This window comes from Schlesneria paludicola DSM 18645, assembly GCF_000255655.1.
GTDB lineage: Bacteria > Planctomycetota > Planctomycetia > Planctomycetales > Planctomycetaceae > Schlesneria > Schlesneria paludicola.
The window spans coordinates 547,023-571,875 of sequence record NZ_JH636436.1 but is presented as its reverse complement, the minus strand read 5'-3'; the positions used below and the strand labels follow the sequence as shown (position 1 = coordinate 571,875).

The following is a 24,853-nucleotide window of genomic DNA, read 5'->3' as shown; positions in this document are numbered from 1 at the left end:
ACGGCGTTTTCTTTACGCGGACTGGATCACCGGTGTCGCCACGCGCACACAGGCGTCATAGTGAGAAAGACAATCGAGGCGTTCCAGGCCAACAATTTCAATCGGAACGTTCGAATGGGAATACTCTTTAATCGCATGCATCAAATTCTCGGCTGCGGTGTGATCGACCAGTATGACTCGTTCTTCCAGATGGACTTGAACGGACTTGACATCGGATGGAATCTCGTCGAGTTCCTCAGACAAGTGCATGGCATTGAAACAGACCAGTGGCTTGTCAACGTACATGTGATACACGTGATCGGCATACTCGCGTTTGAAGACCGGGTTTCGAAAGAAATCGCTCAGACACCTTCGTAAGGACAGGTCTTTGACGCCCACGGACTGGGCCGTCGCGATGGCGTGACGGCAGAACAGAGCACTGAGAAAGAAGTTGGCCAGGACACCCGCCGCGATTCCAATCAGCAGATCGGTCAGCAAGGTCACCGCGATCGTAAATGAGAAGATCACAACCTGTTCTTTGCCAATATGCGCCACGTGCCGCCAGACCAGTGGTTCGCACATCTTCCAACCTGTGTAAATCAGAACCGATGCCAAAACGGCCAGTGGAATCATGTTGATCCAGGCAGCCCCAACAAGAAGATAAATCACCAGGCAGACCGCGTTGGTAAAGTTTGCCCAGAGAGTCCGACCGCCGGCCGCGATATTCGCTTTGCTCTTCACGCCACCTGGAATGATGGTCAAACCACCGACAAGACTTGAGGCGACGTTCGCGACCCCCATGGCCAGCAACACGCGATTCGCATCCGACTTGCGATGAAAGGGATCAATTCGATCGATGGCCATCGCCGTCGCCAATGACTCCACACCATCGATCATCGTCAGCATCACCACAGCGACAATCGCGGCCTGCCAGAGATCGCTACGTGCAAGAAGTTCACCGAAATCTGGCGATTGAATTCCATGAAAGGGATTCTCGGGCAGTTTGATCATGAATCCAGGGCCCAATTCGCCAAGATTCAGAAACTGACCAAGAATGACCCCGAAAACCACGGCGACAAGTTGCGGCGGAACCACTTGCAGCAGCCGGACTTTTTTGAAAGACCCCAGCACAAATAAGAGTACAAGACTGGACAGCGCCACGGCGAAAACCCTGGTCGTCATTCCCTGAGCGTATTCCGGTACACTCGTAACGAACTCAAGAAATTCATGCGCATGAACCTTGCCCGTAAAGCCGAAAAACTTGGGCAATTGCTTCACGATGATCAGCAGTCCGATCGACGCCAGCATCCCCTCGACAACGGTGACGGGAATGATCGCGGCAAATCTCGCCAACTTCAGCAGGCTGAGAACGACTTGCAGACACCCAACGATAAAGATGACCACCAGCAGGAAGTGATACCCTTCCCCAAGATGATCGGCATCACCTGCGCCGCCCAGCGAAATCATCACCGCCATGATCGCCGGGGCTAGTCCCGCAGCAGGACCGGCGATGGTCATGTAGGCACCGCCAATGAATGGGAAGATGAATCCCGCAACGATTGCGGAGATCAACCCCACGATCGGCGGCACGCCAGAGGCGATGGCGATTCCCGAAGACAATGGCAACGAAACCAGAGAAACGACAATCCCGGAAACAATATCGTGCCGTAAATGCTTCAGCCCCGCGATACCGTTCTGCGGTTTTTCGATTGTGATATGGGGATCCGAAGCCATTCATCACCCTGACATTACTTGTTGGCGTTGGCCAATTTGTCGTTGCTCGAGGCCGAGATCAATTCCGACTGACGCTCAACAGGCCGATCATGCACGTTGGCCACATCCGACAGTCGATGCGCGGACGTTTCCGCCAGATTGTCATCCCCGATTCCCGGTGCCGTCGTATTCAAATTCAGAAGTCCCACCGCCAGGTAGAACAAGCCGATGCCCGCCATTCCCCCGACGGCCATCCAGCCGGACATCCATTGATTGACAAGCAATCCGATTGCCGCGGCCGCAAAGGCACACAGGGCGACGGCAAATGACATCTTGCTGGTTGGATTGAGATCGTGACGAGCAACCGTTGGGGGAGGTGCAGTCATTGTGAAGCTCCAGAAACATGAGCGGCTTCTCAGCCAGATAGATGGAAGACGGAACAGATCATTCAACACGCAAATCTTGGTCGTCCAACTCCAGGATCGAATCCGCGAAACCGATATGGCGCGGCGACGAGATCAGCTCGTCGCGAAATCGCTGATAATTTCGATCGCCGGCAGCCAGGGTCGGATCACCATGTCGCCGGAAGCGCAGTACCGATCGCGCGGCCGGAGACAATAGACAGATCAATACCGAACCGAGCAGACCAGCCAGGAAAAAAACGGGTGGGTGATAAGCCTGAGCAATCACTGAATTCCAAGAGATCATGAACATCCGACTCATCCTCGCCTGGCCCCGAATTCGATCTCGTTACCCCGCGGAATGCCAATAAGCAGTAGCTATGCCGTACTTGCACTGCCTCTGACCGAAGGAAGCGGGGCCTAACAGTATTGCAACATAAGCAATGACGCAGAAAACACTTACAGATCTCAGTTCAAATTCAGGACCTGCTATCCGCCGCACACGCATTCGCGCAAGCGAAGATGACATCACCGGAATTGGCCAAAGACTGGCCATGAACACTGGCCAGCATTTGTTCTCGGGAGTCCCTCGGAGTCGTCGCCGGTGAAGCTTCGCATGACGTAGCACTCGCCGAAATCGAACTCGGTTGTGCCACAGAGATTGCGGGAGATATGCTGACGCGTCACGACATTTCGTCGACACATCGCAGGAACCCTGGCACGACATGAACGGTCAACTGCGCATTAATCGCCACTTCATCTTCCGGATCGCGGCCCCCACCATCATCATCAGCGGCTTGCTGGTGGCCTTGGGAGTGATCGCGGCCTGGAGTGTGCAATCGCAGCACTTGCGCAGTTCAGAGCTAATCGCCAATGAAGTCCATGGGATCATCGCAGCCCAAGACCTGTACATCGACATGCGCGAGATCCGACACCTGTTGCAGCAGTACGGGCGAAACGATGACGTCAAACATCTGAACGAGATTCGCAGCCTCTTACAACTCGCGGTGCAACATATCGCAAACGCCGATCAGCATGCGCACAACGACGAAGAGCGTGCGCAAATGGAAAAAGTTCGGACGGAATGGTCGAAATTCACCGAGCATCTGACGCTCTTTCTTAATGAAGTTCCCCAAAATGGCGGGGCGTCGAAAGAGAGCATCGATCGGCTGCTACAAGACATTACAAATGTCGTCGAGCCTTCCAACGCGTTCCTGATCCTCAATCGCAACGTCGTCGATACCACCAACGAGGCCAATCGGCGCACCGCCGAACAATCGCGTCAGGGCTTTTTGCTCCTGGGAATTACCGGGGGTGCCGCGGGGCTGATTGCGGGACTATTGATTGCCCGCGGGATCAGCCAGTCGATCGTTCAGCTCGATATCAGCGTGCGTGGCGCAGCGGGATTGATGTCGGATGTCGTCGGCCCCGTTCGAATCTCACGCAGCGGAGGGTTTCGCGAACTCGAAGCCGGACTGCAGGAAGTGGAAACTCACATTGCGACGATCGTCGGCAGGTTGCAGCAACGCGAGCTCGAAGTGCTGCACAGTGAACAACTGGCCGCCGTCGGGCAGCTTGCAGCTGGCTTGGCGCACGAACTTCGAAATCCACTCATGCCCATGAAAATGCTGGTTCAAGGAGCGATCGAACGCGACGACGGCCAGGGCCTGCGCGGCGAACAACTGCTCGTTGTCGAAGAAGAGATCTCTCGACTGGAACATTCGATCCAGGACTTTCTCGACTTTGCTCGCCCTCCCACTCTCGAGAAACGTCCGCTTGATGTCCGGCTGGTGGTTGAGCAGACAGTCGAGCTGATCTCGGGCCGCGCCGACCGACAACGAGTGCAGATCTTTGATGATTTCCCCGACACGCCGGTTATCGTCGAGGCCGATGCCGCACAGCTTCGCCAGGTGATGCTCAATGTGCTCTTGAATGCACTCGATGCCCTTCCCGATGGCGGACGAGTCGATGTGACGATCTCGAACACCCGCTCACCGGACTGGCACGGCTCGTCAGACACCGTTCGCACAAAACCGTGGACGATCATCTCGATCCATGACAGCGGCAAAGGATTCGCGTCCGAGATGCTCGAACGGTTGTTCGAACCGTTTTTCAGCACCAAGGAAACAGGAACGGGGTTGGGGATGTCCATTTGCCAGCGGATCATCGAGGCTCACGGCGGTGTGATCAGCGCATCGAACAGCCCGCAGGGCGGTGCAATTGTGTCTCTCTCACTTCCCCCCGCCAATTGAGTCGTACAACGATCATTGAAAACGCGCACCGTGTGCTCTAGAAGAGAGCACATTTCGGCGGACCGAGCCGCGTTCGCCGGGTTCCGCGCCTGAACAGAAAAGTCCTTGTATGAAACCCCTCGTGGCACTCCTGGACGACGGCAACGTTCATGGCGGACGGTTGTGGACGTACATTTTGATCATGCATGTGATCACTGCTGGCGGATGGTGGTGGCTGATGCCGGGCGGATTTCCCTGGTGCCATTCGCGATTCTGGATGAATCAGATTTTTCCACTGGTCATCTTTGTCGTTTCGATTGCCGGTTGTTATGGAATTTGGAACAGGCGGGATGCCGTCGCCCGGCTGGCAATCCATGCTCTTCTGGGATTCTGGTCCGGCGCGGTCGTGACAGCTCTGTTGACCTTTCCGATCAGCGCTCAGCGATTCGGAATCCCTGCAACGATGATCTTAGCCGCGATTTGGCTGGCCTGGTTTGTACGGTCACCCCAAGGTGGCACAATCTCGCGGGCTGTACGCGGCTTCGCTCCAACCATGCTGTTGGGCGTCGCCACTCCGCTCATGCAACGTTCCCCTTGGCCAACAGTCGTGCCGCTCAATCAACAGATCTCGGCGTTACCCGCGAATGCGACCGTGTCGAGCAACGATCGGCCACTAGGCAATGGGCGACCAAGACACCCCATGGCCTTCCTCGCCAACCCCTCGATAGGCATGATCCAAGTCTCAATGGGGCCGCTGATGATGGACGTTACTCCGTTGCTGACGTTTGAGAGTTGCTCACCAGATCGATGCTGGACGATTCTTGCTCCTGCCGACTTTCACAGAATGCCGCAACGTGTCCTCCGCGGCGAATGGCAGAACGACGAACGCGCAACGTACCGCTATGGCGGGGATGCAGAACATCAACTGCAACTGTTGGTCGACGAAGCGGGCTCGAGCTGTGAAATCGAAGCGTTCACTCAACTCGGGCACCCCGTCTTCTCACATCTCAACTTCTTTACAGAGATTTCAATTTCGGGCCATCGACGGCCGTCGATCGTCTTCTCACCTTGTCCGAATGTTCGAATTGACATCGAACCCGCCGACTATCCAGCGGGTCGCCCCGCTCGTTTTGCCTATCTGGATGCAGCGCATCGATTCCATGTCGTTGAGGCCGCAAACGGCGAAAAAGGCCCCTTCCACGATCTCGCGAGTGGACCGCTTCAGGACCGAGGCGCATTGAACCTGCAACTTTATGACGAGGAAAAACCGATCGCGAGGATTGTGTTCGAGGACTGGGCCAGCCAATGCAGCACCGCCCTGTCACCGACGGCGGGATGGGGGATCACTCAGAACGCCATCGAGTTCCGGCGCAATGGAGACGCCTCTGATTCGTCGGTCTCAATCTGGCTAACACTTGCCAGCACCTCCGTGGGTCGCGGCTGGGAGAGTGTCGGCCACAGTAAGGGGATCTATCGCAACCGCATCCGAATTGAGCCGTGCGCGCAGTAAGACAACGCAGCGATCGATTTTCTTCGAATCGATCACGCTCAAACCCATCCTGTTAACGTTTCCCGTGTGGCCTGTCGACGTGGGCGAACACCGCCACGACCAACAGGTCCGATCGCTGCCGTTCTTTCCAGGCCTCTTCTCGATTATTTCCCAACGCGATAAACTTCGTGAATTGATCCTCGCGGTGTGTTCGAGCAAGCGTCACTCACAATCTTCCCCCTGAGTTGCCTTATGCGCAAATTGCTGGTCATTGATGATGAGCCCAACATTGTCTTCTCATTCAAGTCGACGTTGGCGTCATCACAATTGACGGTGATCTCGGCCAGCACGGCGCGCGAAGGGATCGAACTTGTCAAAACTCAGCGTCCTGACGTCGTCATGCTCGACGTACGCCTGCCCGATCTGACCGGATTGCAGGCATACGAACGAATCCGACAACTCGACGAACGTCTGCCAGTCATTGTGATGACCGCGTTTGCCAAAACGGAAACCGCGATCGAAGCAATGCGTCTGGGCGCCTTTGAATACCTGGTCAAACCGGTTGACCTCGGACGTCTGCGCGAAACAGTCAACAAGGCGTTGGAAGTCAGTCGCCTAAACCGCGTTCCAGCACTGCTCGAAGCAAAAGAAACCGATGACCTGACGGCCGATCACATTGTGGGCAATTCTCCGGTGATGCAGGATGTCTATAAAGGCATTGGGCGAATCGCGCCTCAAGAGAGCACCGTTCTGATCCTGGGTGAGAGTGGGACGGGTAAAGAACTGGTTGCACGCGCCATCTACCATTACAGCCTGAGGAACCTGAAACCGTTCCTGGCCATCAACTGCGCCGCACTGCCGGAATCGCTGCTCGAAAGTGAATTGTTCGGTCATGAACGGGGTGCGTTTACCGGCGCGGACCAGCGGCGAATTGGCAAATTTGAACAGGTCAACGGCGGCACGATCTTCCTCGACGAAATCGGCGATATGAGCCCAGCCACTCAGGCCAAAGCACTCCGTCTACTGCAGGAACAGCAGTTCGAGCGAATCGGGGGAAACATCACGGTCAAGACGGACGTGCGAATCATCGCCGCAACCAATCGTGACTTGAATCAACTGGTTGCCGAGGGACGATTCCGTCAGGACCTGCTCTACCGCTTGAATGGATTCACCATCCATTTGCCCCCCTTACGCGAACGCGCCGATGACATCCCGATTTTGGCCGAACATTTTTTGAAGTTATTCAATCAAGATCTGAGCAAGAGCATCATTGGAGTCTCACCCGAAGTGATGACGATCCTGCAGGCCCACGACTGGCCGGGAAATGTCCGGGAATTCCAAAGTGCCATCAAGTATGCGATGGTCCACGCAACCGGCGGTGTACTGACACCCGACTGTCTGCCCCAAAGCTGCTTCTCCCACTCGTCGCCAACCATCGCACCGGTGATTTCGATGCCCGCAGTCATTGTTCCCGGGCTGACCTCGCCGACCAAGCCGAGCATCCCCGAGTTCGACTTGATGGAATATGTGCGACAACTGCTCAACGACGACAAGCCGGATCTGTACCGCGTGATCACTCAAGAAGTGGACCGTCTTGTCCTGCAGGAAGTCATGGCCCATTTTGATGGCAGCCAGCTACAGGCATCGGAACGTTTGGGAATTTCACGAATGACCCTGCGTTCAAAACTGCGATCGCTCGGGCTGATCCAGGAAAAGAGCACGGAAGCGGGTGAGACGTAGTTGCCCGCACAAAGAACAAGAACAAGCACCCTGGGCTGTAAGATTGGCGGGCATTTCACCCTCATTGCCAAGTTTCCGCTTGGCAATGCTTCGCGTGAGCTGAAGTACGAAGAAGGGGCTCAAACCGCCTGCTTGATCGATAGAAGCCGAGATCGTAAGAAGTGTTACCAAGTGGAACGAGGGAAACGGACAGGAGGTCTCGCGAGGTCAACAGCCCAAGCACCGTTAGCGGGGGCTCTTGCCGCGGGCGACTTTGGGAACAGCGGTTCGTTTGGCATCCAGAATTTCTTCGTCCTTTAAACCGGTGCTGGGCCGCACCGCACCGCCGACGCCAAGCAGTTCCGGGTTTCGCGCGACCTTGTCGCTGAACTCACGCATATCTCGCAGGATCGGTTCAAGATTCTTCATCAATACGGCAATCGATTGTGAAGAACGGTCCAGGTTGTCATACAACGAAGGGTCCTGGACCAGCTTCTGCAGCGACCCGTCTTTCTGATTCACCACACGGGCGAATCGATTCAGCTCAGTCAACAGCGAATCGATGTTCGTCAGACTGCTGTCCAGCTTCGCGACCATCTCTTCGCCGCGTTTGCCCACCGGCTCGGTGACTTGTGACAGATTGACCAGATTGCGGTTCATCGAGTCGAGCACTTGCCGCGACGCCACCACGGTCTGACGTGTTTCGTCAATCGCCGTCCGCGTTGTATTCACGAGTTTCGGCAGGCTATTCAGTGTTTCCTTAATGGCCTGTTGTGAGGCAGGATCGGCGACAATCTGGTTGGCAGCACTGATCATTGCGTTCGCACTTTGCATCGCCCGGGTGAATTCATGCAATGATTCCGCCGCCCGCTCGACGACCTGATCCAGATGCCCCCGCTCGGTGTCGAGCAACATGTTGATGTTCTTCGCAACGCTGCCCCATTCCTGGCTGGTCTCTGAAAACGCACTGAGTGTTTCGAGCGTCCTGGCTTCCAGCCGTTGAACCATCACCAGAGGATCGGCCGCTGCGATTCCGACGAGATGCCCCCCCGGCTTCAACAGATCTGGATCGGTTCCGCGGATGAAGTCGACCGTCGATTCTCCCATGAGCGAACGTGAAATGATCGCACGGCTGTCGATCGGCAGTCGAATCGACTCCTGGACTTCAACCTGGACGTTCACGCCTCCGCGTGTCTGATTCAACTCGACACGTCGGACGGAACCGATCGTGAGACCGCTGAGTGTCACGGGCGCCGAGGGATAGAGCCCTGCACCATTCTCCAAATGAATTGTCAGTGGATAGTGCCGCTTCCACAACGATTGCGTATCACCAAACCGAATCGCCAATCCGACGCAGATTGACGTGGCGACGATGACGAGTGCACCAACTCGAAATTGAAGTTGCCGTTCCGTGGCCATGTTCATCCTTCCAACCGGGTCCACCCGCGTTGCTATTTATCTCTGAAGGCTGGCCTCAGACCACCAGCCCTGTTGTGAATCCACTAAACCGTCGACGGACGTACTCCATTCCCGACAAACGGTGCGACGCGCGGGTCGCCAGAAGCGAAGACATCATCACCTGTCCCCGAAAAGACCATCTGTCGCTCGTCCGGTTTCAGTTTAGCCAGCGGGTAAAGCATCACGACCTGATCAGCCACGTGACGAACCGTCGTCATGTCATGCGTGACCACGATGCTGGTCACCTTTCGCCGCTGTTGCGTTTGCAGAATCAGATCGTTGATGACGCCACTCATGATCGGATCGAGCCCAGTCGTTGGTTCGTCATAAAACATCACATCGGGAGACATGGCGAGCGCCCGGGCCAGCCCGACCCGTTTGCGCATACCACCTGACAAGTCGGCCGGATGCTTGTTTCCCACATCCATCGAGAGCCCAACCTCACGCAATCGATCGGCGACAATCTCGCGAATCTGTGCGTCACGCAGCGCGGTATTCTCACGCAGGCCAAATGCGATGTTCTCGAAAACACTCATGCTGTCGAACAGGGCGGCCCCTTGAAACAGATAGCCCATCCGTAATCGATCACGCCGAAGTTCCGCCACATCTCGATCACGTACTGAACGACCATCCCAAAGCACGTCGCCTGCTTGGACCGCAAGCAACCCGGCCAGCAACTTCGTCGTCACACTCTTTCCGCAACCGCTCTCACCAATCAGCGCCAGCGTTTCACCTCGGCGAACTCGAAACGAGAGATCCCGCAGGACCTGCTGATCACCGAATGCATGACTGACATGCGACAATTCGACGGCCACGTCGGAACGAACCGTGGCTGTACCGCGGGTTGCGGTTGGCCCACCAGTTTTGACGAGTTTGGTCTTCGTAGCCACCTGTCGGTTTCCTAACCTCTCATTTGAATTCAGCAATCGATGTGACCGGCCATCAAGCGGCCCGTCTTCGGAGAATCAAACGCCTAAGTGACGGGGACCCCGAGCATCCACAACAGGCGGACAACCTGGATTGACACCAGAGCCAACACGAAGTCCAAAGCCAGAATCGCGATAAACGACGCCACGAAAGCTTCCGTCGCCGCCCGCCCGACCCCCTCGGCACCGGCTCCGCAGCGAAAGCCTCGCTGACACGCAATCAGAGCGATCGCAGCCCCGAAACTCATACTCTTCAGGACACCCGTCACGACATCGAATGCCGTGACGAATCGGTCCGAGAAGGACCAGAAATAGTGGCTGCTGACACCGTAGACCTGAGTGGACACAAACCATCCACCGAAGATCCCAACTCCTTCTGCAATCATCGTCAGGGCCGGAATCATCAAAAAACAGGCGAGAAACCGCGGCACCACGAGGTACGCAATCGGATCGGCCCCGAGCGCTCGCAACGCATCGATCTGCTCGCTGACTTTCATCGTGCCGATTTGGGCCGCAATCGAGCTGCCGACTCGTCCAGCCAGCATCACCGCCGCCAGAACTGGTCCCAATTCTTTGACCAGCGTTCCGTTAATAACAGAGCCAATCTGGCTCTGGAAGTGCATCTGATTGAGGATGTCGTAGCACTGAACGGCAAGCACCATGCCAATAAACAGCCCCGTCACGCAGACGACCGGCACGCTGCGAACCCCCACTTCATACAAGATCGGCCAAAGGACTCGCCCCCGAGGAAAGCGCGCGAAGACCCACTTCGCCGTGGTACCGCCAAATGTGACGAGGTCGCCAAGTGCGACTACGGCGTCGACAATGACCTTTCCAATCCAATGAATGGGTGTGGAAGCTGTGGAATCAATTCCAGAAATCGACGTGGACACAGTGTGCTCACCCAAGGTTTGACCGAGAACAACCTCCCCGATAACGAGGTACCGCGAAAGAAATAGCGGAAACTGCCGATTCCGGGGAGATCAGTTGGGGAAAGGTCGCCAAAACTACTCAATTTGCGAAACATCAACCAAGTGAAATGGCGAACTCGGGTGACATACGCAGTTTGCGAGAAGCAAAGTCGGTTTGGGTCTCATTGCAGACTGTCAAAGCCATCCTGACGATGGTCGGTCGCGCGATCTCCGCAACGCGCGACCGACACGATGTCTGTCAAATGACCGCAATTGACGGCATTCGTTCCTATTTTGTCTTAGTTTTGTTAGCCTGTTAATACAATCCCATTGTTACGGAAGCTCATGATTCAAGTTCAATCACGATGCGTGATCCGATGCACCGTGTTGGCAAGTCAGTTTTCCCATTGCCTGACGAACAATCGAAGTCAAATTTGTCATCACCGCATCTGATGGATTTCATCCTTTTGGGCGAGACACTTCGATGACTCATGTCATTGCCATTCACAGCAAGTGTGCGCCACCTCGAAAACGAGGCTTCACAATGATTGAGCTGATGGTCGTCCTGGTGATCATCGCGCTCTTGGCAGCACTGTTGATTCCGGCGATCCATCAGGCGCGCGAGACGGCGCGCCGGACGCAGTGTTTGAACAACCTCAAGCAGATGATCCTGGGGATGCACAACTACGAGAGCACGTATCAGTTTTTCCCACCCGGCATCATTCGGGTTCGCGGGTCTTACCCACAGTATGCTGCACTACCAACGCCATTTTCGGTGGAGACGGTCATCCAAGGCCAGAAGACGACCACCACGATCGAACGATGGCGGGTGGGGTTGGCAGGCCATTCTGCTCCCCTATGTCGGACAGGTTCAGACGACTCTCGATTTCAACTCGCGCAAGTTCGACATCCCCGGCGCCGGCTTCCCTCAACCATCGTACTTGACCACTCCAAACGAACAATACTTGGGAACGACGGTTCCACTCTATGTCTGTCCCAGCATCCCCAATCTGCCTCATCGACGCCCGGGCATGAATGCCTCAAAAAATTGGGGCTATTCAACATATCGGGGATGCATGGGCGCCTTTGACACGCAGCCCCAATGGTACAGAAGTAACAATCCAAACGTTGTCTATCCCCCCAACATTTCCGACGATCAATGGAATCCGAATACCCCGCGAACGCCTAATGGAATGCTGTACGAAGACCGTTCAGTACGGCTGGCCGAAGTCACAGATGGCGCTTCGAACACGGTCATGATCGGTGAATCCTTATTCGGCTATTGGGCCGATGAGTACAGTTGTTGTGTCCGCGTCTGGCACGATCCAGAACATCCAGACTTATGGGATTCGTTCTGGTCTTACACTCCCGAACCCAATTATCCCTGGCTGAAATTTACGTACGTCGATATTTGGCCAAACACCCCAAAAGTCGTTTTTCAGTTCTTCGGGTTTGGAAGCAGCCATCAAGGCGAACTGGTCTGCTTTGCCCTGGTGGATGGATCGGTCAAAACCATTTCAAAACGAATTAGTACCAGAGTCTTCGAAGCCCTTTCGACGAGAAACGGAGCCATGCGGGATTATGTCAGCGGTATCAACGTCGAAAACGTGACCACCGAGTGGTGAATGATCGCGGACTTGTAAGTTGTCGTGAATTTGGCGAATTCTGAGTTCGACACATTCGAGAGTTCCAAACCGATCCTCGACGGGCCACACGACAAAATTCCCCTTCAGATTGCCGAAGCTTCTATGGACTGACGGGGCAAACCATTACCTAATCTCCACTTCGGTGCAAACTCGACTTGCGATTCCCCGAGCTTGTCTCTCGGCGTGCTTCGCCTTCTGGTCGATTCGAAACTTGACATCGCCCTTGCATCGAGAGATGCTGATGCCAGCGTTATCGACGGTACCCCCTGCCTGGTTTTCCTGCCTTATAGTTGATGCGTTGGGCCTGAGAATCTTGCCGCCCCACCGTGATCGATCTTCATGCCTTGTGACGAAGGACTGCTCCATGCAGCGTTTTGCCTGCCGACTGGCCGCCGTGTCGCTGATTCTGTTCGCAATGGATGGCGTCTTCGCCCAAGAGAACCTTGAGCAAAAAATTGCCGAGCAACAGAAGGTGGCCGACGAATCACAGGCACGCAAGGCAGCTGGGGAACCCGCAATCAACGCCGCACGAATGGCAGCCAAAGAAAAAGCCACCGCATTTTCGACATTGAAGCTGGAACTCAACAAAGCGGAAGCATCAATCAAAGAAATTGATGGCAAGCTTCCCAAGCTACAGGAAGCGGTCAAGAAGGCCAGCGAAGAACGAGCAAAAGCCGAAACGGAACTGGCAGCGTTCACCAAAGCGGCGCTCGAGGCCAAAGGTAAAGACACCGAACAGGCCGAAGCCGACAAAGTCAAAACGGCCTCCGAAAAGCTGGTCGCCACCACAAAGGCACTTGATGACGCCTTAAAGGCCGTACAGCCAATCGAAGTGGCCTTGGCAGCTTCGAAGAAAATTGTCGCGGAACAGCCTGCCAAGATCAAAGCTGCTGAAGCCGCTGTCGCGGCATTTCAACCAGAAATCGAAGCTGCCGAAGCCGCCTTCGCGGCACTGACCAAAGAAGCTGTCACGCGTCAGATCGACCTGGAAACCAGCCTGGTTGCGGCGGGACGCCTGGTTTCGTTCGCCAAGCAGGTTGCTCCGATCTTCTCGGAACGATGCCTCGCCTGCCATAATGCACGAACGGCCAAGGGGCGGCTGAATATGGAAAGCTTCGCGAATCTGATGAAAGGTGGCGAAAGCGGCCCTTCCGTCGTCGCGTCGAATCCGGGCGAATCACTGCTGCAATCGATGATCGAAGATCACTCGATGCCCAAAGACGCAGATCCTCTGCTGCCAGAACAGATCGCGATCATCAAGAAGTGGATCGAAACAGGCGCTCGACTCGATGCAGGCGTGGCCGCCACATCGACGCTGATCACGATCATGCCCAAACTCGTACAGCCGATGCCCCCGGAATCATACCGTGTCGCCGTCCCCGTGATGGCACTCGCCTTCAGTCCCGATGGAACTCTGCTGGCCACGTCAGGCTATCGCGAAGTCTTACTGTGGAATCCCGCAGACGGACAACTCGTTCGCCGCATCAAGAATCTGGCCGAACGGCCGCATGACCTTGAGTTCAACGCGGATGGTACGGTTTTGGCCGTCGCGGCGGGCACACCAGGACAGATGGGCGAGGTCAAATTGTTCAACGTCGCGGATGGAACCTTATTGGCAGACCTGTTCACAACTGACGACGAAGTTTTCTCGGTCGCGTACAGTCCAGATGGCACGCGACTGGCCGCGGCGTGTGCGGATCGGTCGGTTCGCCTGTTCGACGTCGCATCGCGTAAGCAACAAAAACTGATCGAAGACCACGCAGACTGGGTGATGGATCTGGCCTGGTCGCCCGATGGGAAAAAGATCGTGACCGCGAGCCGCGACAAGACCTGCAAAGTGTTCGACAGCGTGACCGGAGAATCACAGGCCACCTTCAATGGACACGGACAACCCGTCTTTGGCGTCGGCTTCCTGCCCGACGGAGCGTCCGTCGCATCGAGTGGTCGCGACAACCGAATTCGCGTCTGGAACGCTGCCGATGCGAAACAAGCCCGAGAAATCGTGCTGGGCGGCGAAGTGTTTCACCTGACGATGCAGGCAGACGGGACGGCATTCAGTGGCTGCGCTGACAAATTTGCCCGCCAACACAATCTGACGAGTGGAGCCGAAGTTAAGAAATTCGGTCCACAAGCAGATTGGGTCTACGCCGCCGCCTACCATGCTGGATCGAAACGAGTCGCCAGTGGCAGCCACGATGGCGAAGTTCGAATCTGGAACTATGACGACGGGAAAGAACTGCTGAAGTTCATCGCCGCTCCAGGAATCACTCAACCGATCGCTGCCAAATAGGCTGAATCAGACTTGGCCCCGCTCAAACCAGCACAAGTGACATTGTTACTCGTACCGGACGGCCGCGAGACAACAGGATCAAGCGCACCTCACCCTGATGGTTTATCGCTTCAGCGACGATCAAAAATCACGTGAACTGCCGCGACGATCGCCGCAGTTCACGTGATTCGCTTCGCCATTCCGCAATGCACTTCGCATGCGGCAGCAACACACCCTCGATCATCGTACGAGGGGATTCAATAACGCGGCCGGACTCGATACTCGCGTTGTATTGAAGCAATCAGGACGACGCTCGTTCGCTGGGAAGCCGATGGCGTTCCGTCCGGTCAATCTGCATCACGCGCCCGTCCTGGACCACAACGGTCACCTGACCATAGCGCAGACCACTCAGCGCATCGCGGATCGCTTGAATCGTCAGCTCGGGAATTGCTACGACAGTCGCATCCGCGGCATTTTCAGAATTGATTACACTCATCGCTCTGTCTCGATTTCTTAGGCACTCAATCGGTTTCAGATAGCAAAAGGACGGCGTTGGCTCTGGCATGCATGCACTCGCCACTTCGAAGCACCCGATCCTTTCAATTGTGTTGTCGAACCCAGTCTCGCTGTTTCGCCCGTTATTCATCGAAGCAGGCTGCTCTCGCCGATGGGCGTCGTGCGTGGCTGACTTTGAAATTGCCCCTGAGATGACAAGTGCCGAGCCGCTGCGCTTTCATCCGGTAGTCAGAGGCGGGCTGAACGGAATTCACCGCCAACCGTTTCAGCCCAGATCCTGTCCATTGTTTCGTTCGTTTGATCCCGTTGAACGAAAGAAACCCAAACGGGCCGAGCCTTGTCGCGTGAATCAGATTTTCTGCTCACGACAAAGCCCGGCACCATCGGATTTCGAATTCGTTCCAACCGTCAACAATCGAGACTTAGAATTCGCCAATCACTTCGCCACCCTTTGGCGTGAGCAGACCGATGAACGTATCGAAGTTGATGTTCTCGCTGATAAAGCGAACCGCACCGTCACCGAGCAGGAAGTGAGCCCCACCGGTGTGGAACGCGTATGGAACGCTGGTTCCATGCACACCGAAGACAAACGGAGCGTTCGTGTAAGGATATGCGGCACTACCGTAGGTTGGGTCCGCCGTCCCGACGTCGCGACCGTTCGTGGCATTGAAAGGCGTGGTTCCTAGAAGATCTGAACCGTCTGCCTTCGAACCGTAGTACATGATATCGCTGGCTGGACGTGCCCAACCACCTGCATTCACGTGATTACCGGGCAACGATCCATACTGACGGCTCTTGCGGTAGACAGCAGGCCGACCAGCCGATTCGGCGACCGCGATCGTGTTCGACAGTCCATCGGTCACGTCGCGGAACTTCGCACCGGACAACGTTTGCCCCGAAGCCGTCGTAATCGTCGCATTTTTGGGGAAGAAACCGGCAACGTACTGGAACGTGCTGTCGGCTGGGTCGGTGTACAAGGCAGTCAGCGGAACCGTTGTGAACGGCGCGTTCAGGGGCGAGATTCCGAAGATCGGCGAGTAATCGCTCACGGCGGCAGTATCTTGAGCCCAAGCCGATGGGGTGTCAGGCACACCGTCGAGCGCACCACCCTGGGGATTCGATGGGCAGATGAACGCAGGAATCTTGGTCAGCGACAACGGCTTGTTCGCGGCGGCACTCCAGTTCACGGTCTGATCATACTTGGTGTAGATATTCGCCTGGTCAATTAGCGGGAGCAATGCCGTCAGCACCGAGAGGCGAACCGTGCCCGCTGTCGGCGGACGAAGGCTGCTGGGGACATGGCCGAAGGTACCTTCGAAGTTGTGAACAGCCAGACCGAGTTGCTTCAGGTTGTTCTTGCACTGTGTTCGGCGAGCAGCTTCGCGAGCCTGTTGAACGGCGGGCAGCAACAACGCGATCAGGACGGCGATGATGGCGATGACCACCAACAACTCAATCAGGGTAAATCCGCCGCGCGAACTGGGGCGCAGTTTTCGAGCATGCATTCGGACCATTTCAAATTCTTTCAGGTTTGAGCAGCGTTTCAGTCTGCAAGTTTGAATCGAGATGTCGGACGACGATGTCCGCATCAATTTCGTGTCTCAGCACCACCACAAATCAATCGAAATACAACTCAATGAATCATTGTGTTTGACACATGCTGAGCTCCTTGTTCGAGGTCACGTGAGATCGCCTTCATTCGTTCGACACACCTTCAGCATGCATCGAACGAACGAGGAGCGACGGCCCGCATTCCCGGCGTGTCTGGGTGTCCCCACCCGACCGCTCACCAGGAAGCCTCATTTCTTCAGAGTCAATTCCAAGACGTCGGAATTCTTGGCGGTGATTTCGACCCGCAGATCCGTCGTCGTGGGCTTGGCATATTTGGCCGGCAAGTCATTGGCACCCACGGTCGGATTCTCTTTCGGACCAACGACCGGATAGTGCAGTACGACGGCCTTATAACCGCCTTCAGGAGCCCCATCTTTGTGAGAATAGGTTCCGATCTGGAATGTTCCATCGTCCCCGGATGTCGCGGAAGGACGAACCGAGGAGGGGAATTTTTCGTCCTCGGGAATCAACAGAATCTGGGCACCGGCCAGAGGCTTGCCGTTGTAGACAATGACACCGGATGCCGGAACGACTTTTTCCCAAGGCTGCTTTGCTTTGCCGCACCCTGGGAGCGAGCCACCAACAAGAACGAGAGCGACCAGCCCGTACGGACGCATGAAACCCAGCGACTTCATTTTGATAAACCCTGCTTCACGAAGAGATTTCGCGTCACGTTGACGCGTCTGCGAAATTCACATTCAAACTTGACTGATGCTTACATCCCCGCTCGATTACGGGGTCTGGCCAAGGCATCAGCACGGCCATAAACCAACATGTATCCAGTCACGATTACTTAAATATAATCACGACACAATTAGTATTACTTAATCCTCGCCGTCAAGCGGATACCACATTCAACGGAATTGCATCCGCGTCTCGTCACACAGATTTGTCGTAAGACACAAAACAGAATATGTTTACAACAAACAATGATCGACAACAAAGCCGCCATCAACCGCTGGTCAATTTGCTCGATTCATCACCTTAGGTTCAGAATCCCGGTCACGTCATTGCCTGATGTATCGGCAGTTCCGTTTAATCTGCTAGAGAAATAACCCCCACCAAATCAGTGATGCATTAGATGTAAAAGATTGAGGCATCCAAGTCAACGCAAGAAAAGTAAATTCTGAATTTTGTCTGAAAAAGTTTCAGAATTGCGCAGTGCCACAAAGAATCGTGATTCGGTTTTCAGCAGCTGGATCGCAGACACGACAGAGCCAATTTGCTAGACGTACGCCATAAACACAACACGGAAAATGGCTTGCAGCACTCACGCCGCCCATCAGACCTTGAGAGTAAGGCGCGGGCCAGGCGCCGATCGATCCATTTCAGATCAATCGGCGGCAACAGTGACCTCCCTCCATTGCTCCGTGGTGAAGTCGTTTCTTCGAGAGAGAGAATTTCACCACGAAGCAGCGGAGGCCACAGCGAAGAACTTCATTCGCAACGCAAGGCGAGGTGTGGGACAAAAACTCGGCCACTCGCTGGATGCATAGTTTACTCGGAAGGCACTTCGACGATCGCTTTAATCACGCCTGTTTCGGGCTTTGTGAAGCTCGGGAATTGGCCGATTAACTCGTCGAAATTGGTTCGATGCGTGATCCAGGGACGGGTATCAATCACCCCGGTTTCGATCAGGTTGATAATCCGATCGAAGTCCTCGGGCATCGCGTTCCGACTTGCCAAGAGTGTCATTTCACGGCGATGCATCAGCGGATGCGGGAAGGTGACATTGTCAGTTGTGATTCCGACGAACACGAGCTTGCCCGTATGGCCTACATAATTCAGCGCATTCGACATCGACTTCGGACTACCCGTCGCGTCGATCACAATTGTTGGTAGGTGTCCGTCCGTCAAATCTCGTAGCGACTTCTCTTCATTCCCGCCCCCCGCTTGTAGCGTGTGCTTGACGCCCATCTTTGTGCGACAGAAATCGAGTCGGCTTTCGACCATGTCCATCACAATCAGGTTCGCACCGGTCAGCTTCACGAACTCAATGGCGCTCAGCCCGATCGGGCCTGCACCAATAACCAGCACATCTTCACCGGGCTGCGGTGCGCAGCGGGCCACCGAGTGACAGCCAATCGCCAGCGTTTCCACAAGCGCCAATTGTTCCATCGAAAGCTGAGTTGCCTTATGAAGCTTGCGCGCTGGCAGCTTGAAATAAGGCCGCATGCCTCCGTCAGTATGCACCCCCAGCACCTGCAGGTCTTCACAACAGTTTCCCCGGCCGCGTCGGCTGGCAAAACTGTTCGGATTATTCATATAGGGCTCAACCGAACACGTATCACCCGCTTTGACATTCGTGACGTCTGACCCCACGGCAATGACTTCCACCCCGAGTTCATGACCGGGAATCCGCGGATAAGAAAAGAACGGCATCTTGCCGAGGTACCCGCTAAGATCCGTCCCGCAGATGCCAATCCGGTGGACGCGAACCAAGGCCTCCCCCGCCAGCGGGGCGTCAGGTTCCGGAATATCGATGATGCGGAAATTCAGCGGTTTTTCGAGTTGGATGGCGCGCATGATTGCCTTCAATAAGCGAGCGACTAGCGGAAAAAGATAAACGTGACGGCGATGAAAATTGGGATCAGAATTCCCATCGAGTACGCCATATAGCCGAAGAAGCCGGGCATCTTGACGTTGTTTTCTTCGGCAATCGCCTTCACCATAAAGTTGGGACCATTTCCGATATAGGTATTGGCCCCCATGAAGACCGCCCCGCACGAGATCGCAGCCAGTATTCGCGCCGTCTGCGCCGCTTCTGGCAGGTTCAAGAAGTGATGCAGGTACCGCCCGTCTTCCGTATTGACTCCATACATGCCGCACGCGGTCGCCGCGAATGTCAGATACGTGGGAGCATTGTCCAGGAAGCTGGAAAGAATTCCCGCTGCCCAGAAGAACTCCGCTGGATCGTCAACCCCCAGGGACTTTCCATGCACGTTCAACAGCGCCAGGGCCGGAATCATCGTCACGAAAATCCCTGCAAACAACACGGCGACTTCGATGATCGGCCCAAAACCAAAGCGATTCTTCTCATGCGTGCCGCGGGAAGTGAACAGAAAGCAGATCGCCGTCGTCAAAGCCATCAGCAGCTCTTGGACCCCAAACGGCCAAACCTCGCCATCACCGGGCAAATACTGCTTAAAAAAGGCATTTCCATACCCTTGGCCGCAGCTATAAATGATGGCCACAATCACGGCCAACCCAAGAAAATTGTGCCGCCCTTCGATTCCAAACGATTCCGTCGTCAGCGGTTCTTCCAGGGCCGCTTCTTGTTCAGGTGTCTTGGCCTCGCTTCGAACCGCAAGGGTGTCCCACAGGTAGAAGATCACCAACAGCGTACCGTTCACGAAGGCCCACTGAGGAAACAGACGCAGCGTCCACCCGAACGGCACCCCTTTCAGGAAGCCGAGGAACAATGGAGGATCGCCCAAAGGAGTCAAGAGCCCCCCGCAGTTGGACACCACGAAAATAAAGAACACAACAATGTGCGCCACGCGGTGACGATGACCGTTCGCACGCAACAACGGGCGAATCAAGAGCATCGAAGCGCCGGTCGTTCCAACGAAACTGGCAATCAGAGCTCCCAGACCGAGAAACATCGTGTTGATCGCCGGCGAACCGCGCAAGGCACCGCGGACATAGATACCGCCGCTGATGACAAACAGCGATCCCAGCAAGAGCAGAAAAGCGACGTATTCTTTGCCTGCGTGCTCCATCGCCTCCAGACCGTGATGACCAAAGGTCATCAGATACCCGACGACAGGCACGCCGAGCACCAGTGCAATAATCCCCTTGTTTCGATTGTGCTCCCACCAATGTGGGTTCAGCAATGGAAACAAGGCAATGCACAGCAGCAGAATGACGAAGGGCAGCACGGCAATCGGATTCAGCAAGTCTCCCAGTTTTTCCGTCGAATGATCGGCCGCCTGGGTCACGTCCGCCCCTGCAACCTCTGCCAGTGCGACGGGCGCAATCAGAAAGCTACTGACGAACAAAACCGCGAGAATCCCAAGCAACTTACAACTCACGATGGCACTCGATAATTAGAGTCACGATGCGGGCGAGCGACCACATTCAAACGGAAGCGATCATCAAAGTCGAGCGACGACGTCTTGCAGCATCGGGAGATTAAATTCCCTTCGGTAGCTTGAAACCGAATCGCGACCAATTGGCGGGCAAAGGTGCCTCCAGCCGCAATGCGTCGTAACGAACGGGATGTCGCAAGTGCAATCGCCAGGCATGCAGGCCAATGGGTGAAACCCGGGGATCATAGTCGCTCAACGTCGCGGGACTTTTCGATCCATACTGGCGATCATCGGCAATCGGCCAGCCGCGCGAGCCAAATTGCACTCGAATCTGATGCATTCGCCCCGTGTGCAGTTCAACTTCGACCAGTGCGCGGCCTTGATGAACAGCTAGTACTTGATAATCCAGCACCGCACGTTTGGCTCCTGGTGTCCCGGCAGGGACGACTGTCACATGTGCATCCTCGGCGTCCTTGAATAGCCAGTCGACCAGACACCCTTCCGCCGGGTCCGGAACGCCTTCAGTCACGGCCAGGTAGATCTTCCGCAGGGATCGCTCCCGAAATTGTTCTGCCAGTCGCGCGGCCGCCTTCGAATTCTTCGCGAAGATCACCACCCCCGACACCGGACGATCCAACCGATGTGGAACCCCAAGATAAACATTACCGGGCTTATCGAGCTTCGTCTTGAGATACGCTTTGACCAGGCCCTCCATTGATGCCTGAGCATGCGGAACCCCTTGCGTCAGCAAGCCTGCGGGCTTGTTCAGAGCAATGAGCGGACCGTCGTCGAGCAGAATCTCGAGAGGTCTTGAGGAAAGATTGGTGTACGGAGTGCCAGAGGCTGCGGGTTCGTTGGTCATGGCGGTATCCTAACAGGCAGTGGAAGCCATCGGGAATGCCTAACAAGCTTCACTCTTACACATCCCAATACGTCACCCCAACATCGTGGGATCACCCTCATCTCAAAAGGCAAACACGCGTGTCATTCGCACGCTATTCGACTTGATGTCAAGGCATGTCGACAGCTTCGGTTGCTTTTCGCACCCAGTTTCAACAGAGTCTTACGGTCAAAATGGAATAACTGGATCGTTGATCGAACGCGAAGCCCTGTGCAAGAAGGACGTATTTCGTGAATTTGAAGGATTACATCCGTAGTGTGCCCAATTTCCCCAACCCGGGAATCATGTTTCGCGATATCACACCGCTCCTTTCGGCCCCCGAAGCATTTGGATTTGCGATCCGCCAATTTGCCGACAGGTTCCGAGCGGCCAAGCCGACCGCCATTCTGGCTGCGGAATCGCGCGGGTTCATTTTTGCCGCCCCATTAGCGTTGGAATTGGGCGCCGCCTTTGTGCCTGTCCGCAAACCTGGCAAGCTGCCGTTCGAAACACGCAAATTCGAATACGATCTCGAATATGGCAGCGACGCACTTGAGATGCATGTCGATGCGATCCATTCGGGCAGCCGGGTATTGCTGGTCGACGATCTGCTCGCAACTGGCGGAACGATCGAAGCCTGCGTGAAGCTCGCGGAAGGCAGCCAGGCCGAAGTCGTCGGATGTGCCTTCTTGATTGAATTGTCGTTTCTCAAGGGCCGTGATCGGCTCAAGAATCATGACGTTTTCAGTCTGATGCAGTACGACAGCGAAGACTAACCGCCACGCCTGAGATCGATTCTCCGCAAATTTCCATCTGTTGTCTGTTCCACAAGGCCTGCGCAACAGGCCTTGTGATGGACGAACCTGCTCACCTACGATGACGATGTCGACGCGTGCGCCGGGAACCGTACGTTCCATGAATCATGGGAGTCTTCCTCCTGGCGGCGTGAGCAGGGATGGCAATCGTCTACGGCGGAGCGAATCATGCGACCCTTCATCGTCGGAATCGGGATTGGTGGCGTCATGGGTTGCCTGCTTGCCACAACTCCGGCATGGGCCCAGAATCCAATCACGTCCCGTACCGGCGATTCCCCGCAGAAATTGCCCAAGAGCAAGAATGCAGCAAAGACAACCCTTGTCGAATTCGAAGTGCTGCAAGAATCCGATGCTGCGGCGATCTATGCGCAACACTGGCTGAAAATTCTTGGCCCGCTGGATGTTTCGTTACGCATCCACCGCCCCACATCGAACGACAAACCGGAAATCAAAGAACGAACGATCGGAACCTTGCGATACGTGACAGCCATCGGCACGCTCGACCGAAACGGCAAGATCAACTTCCCCGACAATTCGTTCGCTGTCGGCGATGCGAACAAGCTGAAAGATTGGATCACCGAACTACGAACCTATGGCGCTCAGGGAACTCCGACCGGCCGCCCACTGTGGGGATTGACCAAGGAGCAATTTGCCGAAATCTACGAAGCCCTCGTGAAGCCTGTCGAGTTTGAGACTGAGGGCCTGCCGCTGGATCAATTCGTCTCCAAGCTTCCTTTGCCCAACCAGTTCCCATTGCGCTGGTCCCCCGACGCCAAAACAAAGCTGCCGCAGTCAGCCGACAAAATAAAGATCCGTCAGGATCTGACAGGCTTCAGCGCGGCCACGGCCCTGGCCGTGGGAATTGGTGAAAGTCGACTTGGTTTTCGCCCGAATCGAACACCCGGCGGCGATGTCGAACTTTTGATCGAACCGATACCCGCCAAGCAAGAACTGTGGCCTGTGGGGTGGCCGCTGCAACGTCAAAACTTTAAAGCCGCACCAAAACTGTTCGCCGTGTCGGTCATCGACTTGGAAGATATTGAACTGGTCGATGTCCTGAATGCGATCGCGACATCGGCGGACACGCCGATTCTGGTCGACGATGCGGAACTGCGGGCCGCCAAACTCGACATTGAAAAGATGAAGGTGTCGTTTCCACGCAAGAACAGCAACTGGAACCTGGCACTCACACGGATGCTGGCAACGCAGAAACTCAAGCATGAATTGTGGCAAGACGAAGCAGGTCGCACTTTTGTCTGGATCACGACACCGCGCGCTGTGCGTGCGAAAGACCCCGACATTTCGACACCTTAGAGAAACGGTAGTGGCTTGATGGCCAGTCGCCTTGGATATGACAATGTTGGCTTGGGGGTTGGCCTGAGAACGGTTCACTTCGACCATATCCTCAACCATGCGCCGCCCGTCGACTGGTTCGAAGTGATCTCCGAGAACTTTCTCGATTCCTGGGGACGCCCCCGATACGTGCTGGAACAGATCGCTGAACGCTACCCGGTTGTCATGCACGGTGTGTCGCTCTCAATCGGCAGCACGCAGCCGCTCGACTTCGACTACTTGCGGAAGCTGAAGCAACTGGCCCGAGACACGAAAGCCCTATGGGTTTCAGACCATGTCTGCTGGACCGGTGTTGCGGGGATCAATACACACGACCTGCTGCCCCTGCCCTACAACGAACAATCATTGGCGCACGTCGTCGAGCGTATCCGGATCGTCCAAGACGTGTTGGAACGACCGCTGGTCCTGGAGAACCCCAGTAGCTACGTCACTTTCGCCGACTCCACCATGAGCGAGGCCGAATTCCTCTCGCGGATGGCAGAAGACGGAAATTGCGGGCTGTTGCTGGACGTCAACAATGTCTATGTCTCTGCCCAGAATCATGAGTTTGATCCTGTGGAATACCTCCGTGCGATCCCACATCATCGTGTGGTCCAGATGCATCTCGCGGGGCACACCCACTGCGGCACACATCTGATCGATACCCATGACGGCCCGGTGATCAATCCCGTTTGGGATCTATTTCGCCTGGCCCATGAACTCACAGGAGGTGTCTCGACTCTGTTGGAGTGGGACGCGCAGATCCCCGAATTCCCTGTTGTCCACAACGAAATCTTGAAAGCCAAGCAAATCTTGGCCGGTGAGCTCGCCCCCGAACCTAAAGCCGATCTCCCCCGTTCGCCCCAACAGTACCCGACGGTTCCTCACCCTGCTCTGGTCGTGACGGCCCAGGCAGATTGAACCAG

At 55.5% G+C, this 24,853-nt stretch carries 20 protein-coding genes and 1 pseudogene; 9 read left to right on the top strand and 12 right to left on the bottom strand.

Annotated features, from left to right (window positions below; all coding sequences use genetic code 11):
* Positions 1–12: 12 nt before the first annotated feature.
* The 3 genes from OSO_RS46430 to OSO_RS0135650 are packed head-to-tail and all read right to left on the bottom strand — an operon-like array spanning position 13 to position 2,406.
* Positions 13–1,713 carry a SulP family inorganic anion transporter gene (locus OSO_RS46430; protein WP_010587591.1) on the bottom strand — a complete coding sequence of 567 codons (1,701 nt, stop codon included), beginning with the start codon at positions 1,711–1,713 and terminating at the stop codon, positions 13–15.
* 14 nt (positions 1,714–1,727) lie between these two features.
* Positions 1,728–2,078 carry a hypothetical protein gene (locus OSO_RS0135655; RefSeq protein WP_010587590.1) on the bottom strand — a complete coding sequence of 117 codons (351 nt, stop codon included), beginning with the start codon at positions 2,076–2,078 and terminating at the stop codon, positions 1,728–1,730.
* Between the two features lie 58 nt (positions 2,079–2,136).
* The gene (locus tag OSO_RS0135650; RefSeq protein ID WP_010587589.1) at positions 2,137–2,406 is read right to left on the bottom strand and encodes a hypothetical protein; all 270 of its coding nucleotides are present in this window, start codon (positions 2,404–2,406) and stop codon (positions 2,137–2,139) included.
* Positions 2,407–2,818: 412 nt separating this feature from the next.
* On the opposite strand from OSO_RS0135650, the gene OSO_RS0135645 reads away from it, so the two are divergent.
* The 3 genes from OSO_RS0135645 (at position 2,819) to OSO_RS0135630 (ending at position 7,553) form a co-directional block, all read left to right on the top strand.
* Complete coding sequence (locus tag OSO_RS0135645) at positions 2,819–4,345, top strand: sensor histidine kinase (protein ID WP_010587588.1); 1,527 nt, start codon at positions 2,819–2,821, stop codon at positions 4,343–4,345.
* A 109-nt stretch (positions 4,346–4,454) separates the two neighbouring features.
* Positions 4,455–5,834, top strand: coding sequence for a hypothetical protein (locus tag OSO_RS0135640; protein ID WP_010587587.1), 1,380 nt, complete (start codon positions 4,455–4,457; stop codon positions 5,832–5,834).
* Between the two features lie 231 nt (positions 5,835–6,065).
* Positions 6,066–7,553, top strand: coding sequence for a sigma-54-dependent transcriptional regulator (locus tag OSO_RS0135630; protein WP_010587586.1), 1,488 nt, complete (start codon positions 6,066–6,068; stop codon positions 7,551–7,553).
* A 225-nt stretch (positions 7,554–7,778) separates the two neighbouring features.
* Here OSO_RS0135630 and OSO_RS0135625 read toward each other — a convergent pair whose 3' ends face one another.
* The 3 genes from OSO_RS0135625 to OSO_RS0135615 all read right to left on the bottom strand — a co-directional run bounded on the left by OSO_RS0135625 (position 7,779) and on the right by OSO_RS0135615 (position 10,809).
* The gene (locus OSO_RS0135625) at positions 7,779–8,951 is read right to left on the bottom strand and encodes an MlaD family protein (protein ID WP_010587585.1); all 1,173 of its coding nucleotides are present in this window, start codon (positions 8,949–8,951) and stop codon (positions 7,779–7,781) included.
* A gap of 83 nt (positions 8,952–9,034) precedes the next feature.
* A complete protein-coding gene (locus OSO_RS0135620) occupies positions 9,035–9,880 on the bottom strand; it encodes an ABC transporter ATP-binding protein (protein WP_010587584.1) in 846 nt (281 codons plus the stop codon).
* Between the two features lie 83 nt (positions 9,881–9,963).
* Positions 9,964–10,809 carry an MlaE family ABC transporter permease gene (locus OSO_RS0135615; RefSeq protein ID WP_010587583.1) on the bottom strand — a complete coding sequence of 282 codons (846 nt, stop codon included), beginning with the start codon at positions 10,807–10,809 and terminating at the stop codon, positions 9,964–9,966.
* Between the two features lie 502 nt (positions 10,810–11,311).
* On the opposite strand from OSO_RS0135615, the pseudogene OSO_RS52405 reads away from it, so the two are divergent.
* The 3 genes and pseudogenes from OSO_RS52405 to OSO_RS46420 form a co-directional block, all read left to right on the top strand.
* Positions 11,312–11,515, top strand: a pseudogene (locus tag OSO_RS52405) (prepilin-type N-terminal cleavage/methylation domain-containing protein); the annotation flags it as partial.
* A gap of 61 nt (positions 11,516–11,576) precedes the next feature.
* Complete coding sequence (locus OSO_RS52165; RefSeq protein ID WP_315849980.1) at positions 11,577–12,452, top strand: DUF1559 family PulG-like putative transporter; 876 nt, start codon at positions 11,577–11,579, stop codon at positions 12,450–12,452.
* Positions 12,453–12,837: 385 nt separating this feature from the next.
* Complete coding sequence (locus OSO_RS46420) at positions 12,838–14,763, top strand: c-type cytochrome domain-containing protein (protein ID WP_010587578.1); 1,926 nt, start codon at positions 12,838–12,840, stop codon at positions 14,761–14,763.
* A 280-nt stretch (positions 14,764–15,043) separates the two neighbouring features.
* Here OSO_RS46420 and OSO_RS51120 read toward each other — a convergent pair whose 3' ends face one another.
* The 6 genes from OSO_RS51120 to OSO_RS0135540 all read right to left on the bottom strand — a co-directional run bounded on the left by OSO_RS51120 (position 15,044) and on the right by OSO_RS0135540 (position 21,762).
* On the bottom strand, positions 15,044–15,238 hold the full coding sequence (locus tag OSO_RS51120) for a YezD family protein (protein WP_010587577.1): 195 nt from the start codon (positions 15,236–15,238) through the stop codon (positions 15,044–15,046).
* A gap of 442 nt (positions 15,239–15,680) precedes the next feature.
* On the bottom strand, positions 15,681–16,772 hold the full coding sequence (locus tag OSO_RS0135565; RefSeq protein ID WP_202800024.1) for a DUF1559 domain-containing protein: 1,092 nt from the start codon (positions 16,770–16,772) through the stop codon (positions 15,681–15,683).
* A gap of 285 nt (positions 16,773–17,057) precedes the next feature.
* Positions 17,058–17,504, bottom strand: a complete 447-nt coding sequence (locus OSO_RS0135560) for a hypothetical protein (protein WP_010587575.1) — start codon at positions 17,502–17,504, stop codon at positions 17,058–17,060.
* Positions 17,505–18,366: 862 nt separating this feature from the next.
* Positions 18,367–19,395: a zinc-binding alcohol dehydrogenase family protein gene (locus OSO_RS0135550; protein ID WP_010587574.1), complete on the bottom strand. Its 1,029-nt coding sequence runs from the start codon at positions 19,393–19,395 to the stop codon at positions 18,367–18,369.
* 23 nt (positions 19,396–19,418) lie between these two features.
* Positions 19,419–20,903: a sodium:proton antiporter gene (locus OSO_RS0135545; protein ID WP_010587573.1), complete on the bottom strand. Its 1,485-nt coding sequence runs from the start codon at positions 20,901–20,903 to the stop codon at positions 19,419–19,421.
* A 100-nt stretch (positions 20,904–21,003) separates the two neighbouring features.
* Complete coding sequence (locus tag OSO_RS0135540; RefSeq protein WP_010587572.1) at positions 21,004–21,762, bottom strand: RluA family pseudouridine synthase; 759 nt, start codon at positions 21,760–21,762, stop codon at positions 21,004–21,006.
* Positions 21,763–22,031: 269 nt separating this feature from the next.
* Here OSO_RS0135540 and OSO_RS0135535 point away from each other — a divergent pair, with 269 nt between their 5' ends.
* The 3 genes from OSO_RS0135535 to bufB all read left to right on the top strand — a co-directional run bounded on the left by OSO_RS0135535 (position 22,032) and on the right by bufB (position 24,848).
* The gene (locus OSO_RS0135535; RefSeq protein WP_029247809.1) at positions 22,032–22,556 is read left to right on the top strand and encodes an adenine phosphoribosyltransferase; all 525 of its coding nucleotides are present in this window, start codon (positions 22,032–22,034) and stop codon (positions 22,554–22,556) included.
* A 207-nt stretch (positions 22,557–22,763) separates the two neighbouring features.
* Positions 22,764–23,909 carry a hypothetical protein gene (locus tag OSO_RS0135530; protein WP_010587570.1) on the top strand — a complete coding sequence of 382 codons (1,146 nt, stop codon included), beginning with the start codon at positions 22,764–22,766 and terminating at the stop codon, positions 23,907–23,909.
* Positions 23,910–23,927: 18 nt separating this feature from the next.
* The gene (bufB, locus tag OSO_RS0135525) at positions 23,928–24,848 is read left to right on the top strand and encodes an MNIO family bufferin maturase (RefSeq protein ID WP_010587569.1); all 921 of its coding nucleotides are present in this window, start codon (positions 23,928–23,930) and stop codon (positions 24,846–24,848) included.
* Positions 24,849–24,853: the final 5 nt, after the last annotated feature.

What these genes read in the sequence shown, in the direction of transcription:
- OSO_RS0135625 (WP_010587585.1), bottom strand. Translation starts at nt 8,951, where the DNA reads ATGGCCACGGAACGGCAACTTCAATTTCGAGTTGGTGCACTCGTCATC.
- OSO_RS0135640 (WP_010587587.1), top strand. Translation starts at nt 4,455, where the DNA reads ATGAAACCCCTCGTGGCACTCCTGGACGACGGCAACGTTCATGGCGGA.
- OSO_RS46420 (WP_010587578.1), top strand. Translation starts at nt 12,838, where the DNA reads ATGCAGCGTTTTGCCTGCCGACTGGCCGCCGTGTCGCTGATTCTGTTC.
- OSO_RS0135550 (WP_010587574.1), bottom strand. Translation starts at nt 19,395, where the DNA reads ATGCGCGCCATCCAACTCGAAAAACCGCTGAATTTCCGCATCATCGAT.
- OSO_RS0135630 (WP_010587586.1), top strand. Translation starts at nt 6,066, where the DNA reads ATGCGCAAATTGCTGGTCATTGATGATGAGCCCAACATTGTCTTCTCA.
- OSO_RS0135650 (WP_010587589.1), bottom strand. Translation starts at nt 2,406, where the DNA reads ATGTTCATGATCTCTTGGAATTCAGTGATTGCTCAGGCTTATCACCCA.
- OSO_RS0135530 (WP_010587570.1), top strand. Translation starts at nt 22,764, where the DNA reads ATGCGACCCTTCATCGTCGGAATCGGGATTGGTGGCGTCATGGGTTGC.
- OSO_RS0135655 (WP_010587590.1), bottom strand. Translation starts at nt 2,078, where the DNA reads ATGACTGCACCTCCCCCAACGGTTGCTCGTCACGATCTCAATCCAACC.
- OSO_RS0135560 (WP_010587575.1), bottom strand. Translation starts at nt 17,504, where the DNA reads ATGAAGTCGCTGGGTTTCATGCGTCCGTACGGGCTGGTCGCTCTCGTT.
- OSO_RS0135565 (WP_202800024.1), bottom strand. Translation starts at nt 16,772, where the DNA reads ATGGTCCGAATGCATGCTCGAAAACTGCGCCCCAGTTCGCGCGGCGGA.
- OSO_RS51120 (WP_010587577.1), bottom strand. Translation starts at nt 15,238, where the DNA reads ATGAGTGTAATCAATTCTGAAAATGCCGCGGATGCGACTGTCGTAGCA.
- OSO_RS52165 (WP_315849980.1), top strand. Translation starts at nt 11,577, where the DNA reads ATGCTGCACTACCAACGCCATTTTCGGTGGAGACGGTCATCCAAGGCC.
- bufB (WP_010587569.1), top strand. Translation starts at nt 23,928, where the DNA reads ATGGCCAGTCGCCTTGGATATGACAATGTTGGCTTGGGGGTTGGCCTG.
- OSO_RS0135645 (WP_010587588.1), top strand. Translation starts at nt 2,819, where the DNA reads ATGAACGGTCAACTGCGCATTAATCGCCACTTCATCTTCCGGATCGCG.
- OSO_RS0135540 (WP_010587572.1), bottom strand. Translation starts at nt 21,762, where the DNA reads ATGACCAACGAACCCGCAGCCTCTGGCACTCCGTACACCAATCTTTCC.
- OSO_RS46430 (WP_010587591.1), bottom strand. Translation starts at nt 1,713, where the DNA reads ATGGCTTCGGATCCCCATATCACAATCGAAAAACCGCAGAACGGTATC.